Origin of the sequence: Psychrobacillus mangrovi (genome assembly GCF_037104765.1) — a bacterium.
Lineage (GTDB): Bacteria > Bacillota > Bacilli > Bacillales_A > Planococcaceae > Psychrobacillus > Psychrobacillus mangrovi.
Genome location: NZ_JBAWSY010000040.1, coordinates 1 through 6,096, shown reverse-complemented (window position 1 = coordinate 6,096; position 6,096 = coordinate 1). Strand labels below are relative to the sequence as shown.

Annotated in this window: 5 protein-coding genes; 2 read left to right on the top strand and 3 right to left on the bottom strand. The window is 37.3% G+C overall.

Translation table 11 applies throughout. The annotated features are described in order from the left end of the window. Window positions 1-196 precede the first annotated feature (196 nt). Entirely contained in the window at window positions 197-1,672 is a 1,476-nt protein-coding gene (locus tag WAX74_RS20860) for a protein adenylyltransferase SelO (protein ID WP_336499572.1), read from the bottom strand. Between the two features lie 394 nt (window positions 1,673-2,066). Here WAX74_RS20860 and WAX74_RS20855 point away from each other — a divergent pair, with 394 nt between their 5' ends. Together WAX74_RS20855 and WAX74_RS20850 are read left to right on the top strand one after the other, a co-directional pair. Beyond that, window positions 2,067-2,846 carry a protein kinase domain-containing protein gene (locus tag WAX74_RS20855; protein ID WP_336499571.1) on the top strand — a complete coding sequence of 260 codons (780 nt, stop codon included), beginning with the start codon at window positions 2,067-2,069 and terminating at the stop codon, window positions 2,844-2,846. Window positions 2,847-3,234: 388 nt separating this feature from the next. Then, window positions 3,235-4,572, top strand: coding sequence for a M20/M25/M40 family metallo-hydrolase (locus WAX74_RS20850; protein WP_336499570.1), 1,338 nt, complete (start codon window positions 3,235-3,237; stop codon window positions 4,570-4,572). Window positions 4,573-4,995: 423 nt separating this feature from the next. On the opposite strand, the gene WAX74_RS20845 is transcribed toward WAX74_RS20850, so the two are convergent. Then, complete coding sequence (locus WAX74_RS20845) at window positions 4,996-5,523, bottom strand: SRPBCC domain-containing protein (protein WP_336499569.1); 528 nt, start codon at window positions 5,521-5,523, stop codon at window positions 4,996-4,998. A gap of 43 nt (window positions 5,524-5,566) precedes the next feature. Further along, window positions 5,567-5,896 (bottom strand): antibiotic biosynthesis monooxygenase family protein, encoded by a 330-nt coding sequence (locus WAX74_RS20840; protein ID WP_336499568.1) that lies wholly within the window; start codon window positions 5,894-5,896, stop codon window positions 5,567-5,569. Window positions 5,897-6,096 lie beyond the last annotated feature (200 nt).

Here is a 6,096-nt window from a genome sequence, read left to right as displayed (position 1 = left end):
TGTTCGTCGAGCCAAGATTTTATTCCACGCTTCCTCTAGCCCTTACCTCACGATAAGTACCTTGCGCTTCCTTAGTGGTTGGTCGATGTGTACCCCCACAGTGGACTTTCACCACCTAGATAGTTGCCATGCCTGGCACACATAAAAAAACGAGAGAAATTTTCTCTCGCTTACTCGTTTGAATCTATTTTATATCTTATGTCCCACAAAAGGTTTGGTATGAACTATTTGGTTGGTCAGGCAATATAGTGTATTCTTCCTGTTCAGGAGTGTGTGCGTATGGACTTGATAGTACTTCAAGTAGACGCTCCATCACGCTATAGTCTCCTTGATTCACTGCCGCATCAAGTGCCTCTTCTACTTGGTGGTTGCGCGGGATGACAGCAGGATTGCTGTTACGCATCAACGCCTGTGAATCGGCATTCGATTCTTGCTGTCTGCTTAGTCGCGTCTTCCATTGCTCATGCCACTGAGCAAATTCTGGCTTACCAAACAATTCTACATCTTTCATCGTATCGAAAGTTAACGCTCGGAAGGTATTGGTATAGTCCGCTTGATATTTCTGCATCATAAGGAGAAGTTCTTCAATTAATACTTTATCCTGCTCCTCTTCATTAAATATTCCTAGTTTCTTTCTCATTCCAGCTAACCAATTAGAAAAATACAACTTAGGAAAATCTTCTACCGCATTCTGAGCAAGTTTAATTGCCTCTTCCTCATCTTCGTGAAGCAATGGCAATATGCTTTCAGCAAATCGAGCTAGATTCCACCCAGCAATATTGGGCTGATTTCCATACGCATAGCGACCGTTAACATCGATAGAACTGAATACCGTGGCAAGATCGTAGACATCCATAAATGCACAAGGTCCATAATCAATGGTTTCACCACTAATCGCCATATTATCGGTGTTCATCACCCCATGAATAAAGCCTACCAGTTGCCATTTCGAAATTAGAGATGCCTGACGTTTGATCACTTCTTGAAGTAGGAAAATATAACGATTTGGCGCAGCATCCACTTCTGGATAATGTCGTTCCAGCGTGTAATCTGCCAGTGCTTGGAGCTCCTCATAAGTGCCAAATCTTGCTGCATATTGAAAGGTACCGACACGTATATGACTTGCAGCAACACGTGTCATAATTGCACCAGGTAGCTTAGTTTCACGAAATACAGGTTCACCTGTCGTTACCACAGCTAAAGTGCGTGTAGTAGCAATACCAAGTGAATGCATTGCTTCGCTAATTATGTATTCTCGAAGCATTGGTCCAAGCGCTGCTCGACCATCTCCTCCACGGGAATAAGGAGTTCTACCAGAACCTTTGAGTTGAATATCAAACCGCTCTCCTTGGGGAGTGATTTGTTCTCCAAGTAAAAGAGCACGGCCGTCTCCTAGCATGTTAAAATGTCCGAATTGATGCCCAGCGTAAGCCTGTGCAAGAGGGAAAGCACCTTCTGGAACTTGATTTCCACCCAGTTCTTCTATACCATCCTCGCTTTCTAATACTTGGATATTTAACCCCAAAGATGTAGCCAATGGATTATTAAGAACAGATAGTTTTGGTGAGCGTACTGGGTTTAGGTCTAGACTAGTAAAGAATGTATTTGGCAGACGGGAATAACTGTTATCGAAGTTCCATCCTGCTTGATTTGATTCGTTTTTCTTTGTCATCGGTTCTCCTCTTCCTTCTATGTGACTTATTATCTTCGTTTATTACTTTCTTTTTGGCTACTTGCGCCGAACGCAAGTATCTCTAGCTTCCTTCCCTTTTAAACAATAGTACCTTTAGTTTCTACATTTTGAAATTTATTATACTTCGTTCAGATCTCCCTATCTGACAATGAATTTAGCCATTAATATAGCCTAAAGTAAAAGGTATTTGTAAAATAAATCCAATTAACCAATTAAAACAAAACATAAAAGTAAATACGCTAGAATGTCATCTTAATTACTTCCATACTCCTACCTGCCATTACTTAAACATATCACTATACTTCTCATAACTTAATGTACATAATTTATTATATCAGTAAGGTTTTATATAAAAGATTGCAACACAAATGAGGTGAATTTTATTTCTATTTTACGTTCTATTCGAAAAGCATATCAGTTTTTTGTAGATACACCGATAAAAGAAAGTACAATCTTGAACCATCGTTATGAGGTTTTAGATGTCATTGGAAAAGGAAGCTATGGCATTCTATATCGTTGTAAAGATTTAAAAACGAACAATTACAAAGTGATTAAACAGCTACGACGAAGTAAACATCGCACTAAAAAAGAGATTAAGCTATTCGAAAATGAGATCTCCATTTTGCAAAAACTAAACCATGAAAACATGCCAAAGTTTTATGAAACTTTTACACATGATGAGCTACTATTCTATGTCATGAACTATATTGAGGGAGACAATTTGGAAGATCTAATTTTTTATAAAAAGGTTACTTTTAATGAAGAACAGTCTTTAATTCTTCTAGTTGATCTCCTTGTTTTAATTGACGATATACATAGCAAAAACATCTATCATGGGGACTTGCGAATCCCAAACATTATTGTAAACAACAACCAACTTCTTTTAATCGACTTTGGTTTGTCCAAGCAGAATGATTCAAGTGGCGAAATGAAAGAACAGGATTACTATGATTTAGGTGAAATACTCTTATATTTACTCTATACAACCTATCCTACAAAAAAGAAAAAAGCTCTTCCCTGGACAGAAGAACTTTCTTTAAAAAAGGAAACGGTTCATTTACTAAAAAGACTATTACAAATTGAAGTATCCTATTCAACTACTAAAGACATTTTAAAGGATCTACAAGCCGCAATTTTAGCCAATAAAATGTAAAAATAAATTAACTACTGCTTCGTCCTTTGCGTTTGTAGTAGTTACTTCCACTCATTGGATTTCGTCTATAATTACTACTACTGCTTCCTCGCTTAAAATAACTTTTTCTTCGATCACTGCTGCTGCCTCGACGATAATGTCTACGCTCACAACTCCCTTGAGAAAGTTGTTTGATTTGCTTCATTATTTTTTTAAACATATTAACCTCTTTTCTTCTTTTTTATTGTAATTAGTCTAGCACAGAGTAAGGTAAAATCTAAATAATTCATACCTAGTTCTTAGCTGATGGATAATGTCCAAATACCTTTTTAAAAAAATATATGTAATTAAACAAGTAAATAGCTCTTTTTTGCTCATCCTAAATCAATAACTATTTGGGAGGCATAAAATGAGATATTCTATCAATAAAATTATACTAACAATTATCCTTGGTATTGCAACAGTTGTGCCAATAGTAGCGTTCAGTCCACACTTTGCTTCTACTGAATTTGAAGAAATGAATGCACTCGAAACACAAGTTTTATGGGGAATTAATGCTGAGAATATTTACAACAATATAAAAACCTTATCTGAAAGTCCACGAGTTGCAGGCACGGAGCAAGAGAAAAAGGCTGTTGGTTATATAAAAAAAGAATTTGAATCTTACGGATACAAGACAGAAGTGCAATCATTTACTTTTAATAGCTATACCCCGCCACAAAGCTTTGCGTTATCTATTGATGGTTTTTCTCAAAGTTTGCATCCCGTTGTATTCGAATATTCGGTAAATGGTAATGTTTCTGGGGAAATTGTTGCAGCTGGACTTGGAAAAATGGAGGAACTACAAAGTTTAAACTTAACTGGAAAAATTGCACTCATCCAACGTGGAGAAATAACATTTGCAGATAAAATATCAAACGCTACAGCTAAAGGTGCTATTGGTGTCATCATTTACAACCATGAGTCAGGTGCAATTAATGTAAGTTTAGGGGACACAAATAAGACTAGTGCTCCAGCTGTTTTATTAACAAAAGCAGAAGGTAATGACTTAGTAAGCCATATCAGTAAAAATCCAGGTACGATAGGGAAGCTTGACATTGAAGGAGCAAGTTTCAATGAAAAAACTTCAAGCAATGTTATCGCTATAAAGAAACCTATGCAAACAAAATCAAACAATAATATCATTGTGATCGGTGCACATCACGATTCGGTTTTAGGCGCACCAGGTGCAAATGATGATGCTTCTGGGACTGCGATGACACTCGAACTTGCTCGTGTATTGAAAAATATTTCATCAAATACAGAGATCCGTTTTGTTACGTTTGGTGCTGAAGAATTAGGATTACTTGGTTCTTCTCACTACGTTGAGAGTCTATCGGAAGATGAAAAAAGTCGAATCGTTGCAAATTTTAACTTAGATATGGTAGGAAGTAAAAATGCCGGTGAATTAATTCTTCAAACAGTAGACGGTAAGCCTAATCTAGTAACAGATCTTTCGCAGGCAGCTAGCAAAAAGTTAAATGGAGAACCAACTCCTTATAACCAAGGTGAGCGTAGTGATCATGTATCTTTTGCAGAAGCTGGAATTCCTGCTGCTCTATTCATCCATAACCCAACAGAGGAATGGTACCATACTCCACAAGATACAATTGATAAGATAAGCAAAGAAAAATTACAGGATGTGGCTGAAATAGTTGGTTTGGCTATACTAAATCAAATTACTATAGAAAGTAAAAGATCAAAGTAACAATTATGGCGAGTCATATTTGTATTTAAATATGGCTCTCTGATTGAAGACAAACTCAAATTTATTTATATAAGATTTTCTGAAGCTTACCGCTCGCTTTACGCGGGCGAGCGCAGAGCCTTTCGGGCCAACACGATGTTGGTCATGAAGGCGTCGCGTCAGGACGAGGCGCCCTTAGCCTTCCTTCCTCTAAACGCTTCGTGCGGGGGTCTCGTCTGTCTCGCTTTCCCGCAGGAGTCGAGCGGACGCTTCTCCAAACAACAAATGCTACCTTATTATTTCTATATAATTAGGAAGAATAAATTGATGACAAAAAATCAAAATAAAGAACGTGGCCAATTAGCAACCTTCCTTTTGACTACAATATGAGAGCCATATCTTTAAATATGGCTCTTTTCCTATTTATTTCTTATTGAACCCTTCCTAAAAATCTCCTTGATCTAGGAGTTCCTCAAGTCGGTCGTATTGCGAAGAGGTTCCTTGGACTACCCCCATGTCTAGTACTTGCTGAAGAGTTTCTAAAGTGGCGAATTCCGACCGCGCAATGAGTTTTGTCTTATCTCCATCTTCAGTAAAAATCATTGTAATTAGTAGCTCAGGCATACCTGCAACTGCATTCCCTTTTTCATCTGCAAACATATCTGTGTAAACAATTTTCTCAGGAACAACAATCTCATGATAGATAGCCTTTCCCCAAGATTCTTGACCATAAAATTCCCCTTGATTTTCATCAATGCATGTCATGCAATAATGCCATATGCCTTCGGGTTTAAACTCAAATTGGCTATTTTTTGTCTTCCATCCCTTTGGTCCCCACCAACTCTCTAATAGCTCTGATTCTGAATAAGCTTTAAACACAAGATCACGTGGTGCGTTAAAAATACGCTCCATTACAAGAACTTTTCCTTCTGTGAATGTTGTTAAACGACTTGTAGAATTTTCATCTGACATTTAATCCCTCCAATTTTTGTAATTATGCCCTATTACGGTCAAGCTAAACTTTCTTAAAAGAGTAAGCTTTTTCAACTTTAGAAATCCTCACAGAATAGTCCTTATACCATTCTTCCATTCCTTTTTCTTGTGCAACTTTATGCGCTGAATTTTCTTTCCATTCCTTTATTGATTCTAAAGAGTCCCAATAAGAAATAGTAATCCCTAATTCATAATCACGGGCGCTCTCTAAACCTAAAAATCCCTGTTGGTGAGAAGCTAACTGAACCATTTTTTCTGCCATTTTACTATAACCTCTGTCACCATCCGTACGCTGAGAAGTAAAAATTACCGCATAATAAGGTGGTTCGGGAAGCTTTCCTATTTCGCTCATTTTGGCACTCCAATCTTTTCCTATTAAATATTAATTTGATAGTACAATAATTGCCTTCATCAGGATACAGTTAAATCGAGTAGAGGGAGAATAAGTTAACTTATTTTCGCCCCTCTCACAACACCGTACGTACGGTTCTCGTATACGGCGTTTCAATTTATATTACAGTGTGTACTTCTAAGTAACGTTCTAAAGCAGAG

Coding starts and splice junctions, on each gene's coding strand:
- WAX74_RS20845 (WP_336499569.1), bottom strand. CDS start 5,523: ATGTCAGATGAAAATTCTACAAGTCGTTTAACAACATTCACAGAAGGA.
- WAX74_RS20860 (WP_336499572.1), bottom strand. CDS start 1,672: ATGACAAAGAAAAACGAATCAAATCAAGCAGGATGGAACTTCGATAAC.
- WAX74_RS20840 (WP_336499568.1), bottom strand. CDS start 5,896: ATGAGCGAAATAGGAAAGCTTCCCGAACCACCTTATTATGCGGTAATT.
- WAX74_RS20850 (WP_336499570.1), top strand. CDS start 3,235: ATGAGATATTCTATCAATAAAATTATACTAACAATTATCCTTGGTATT.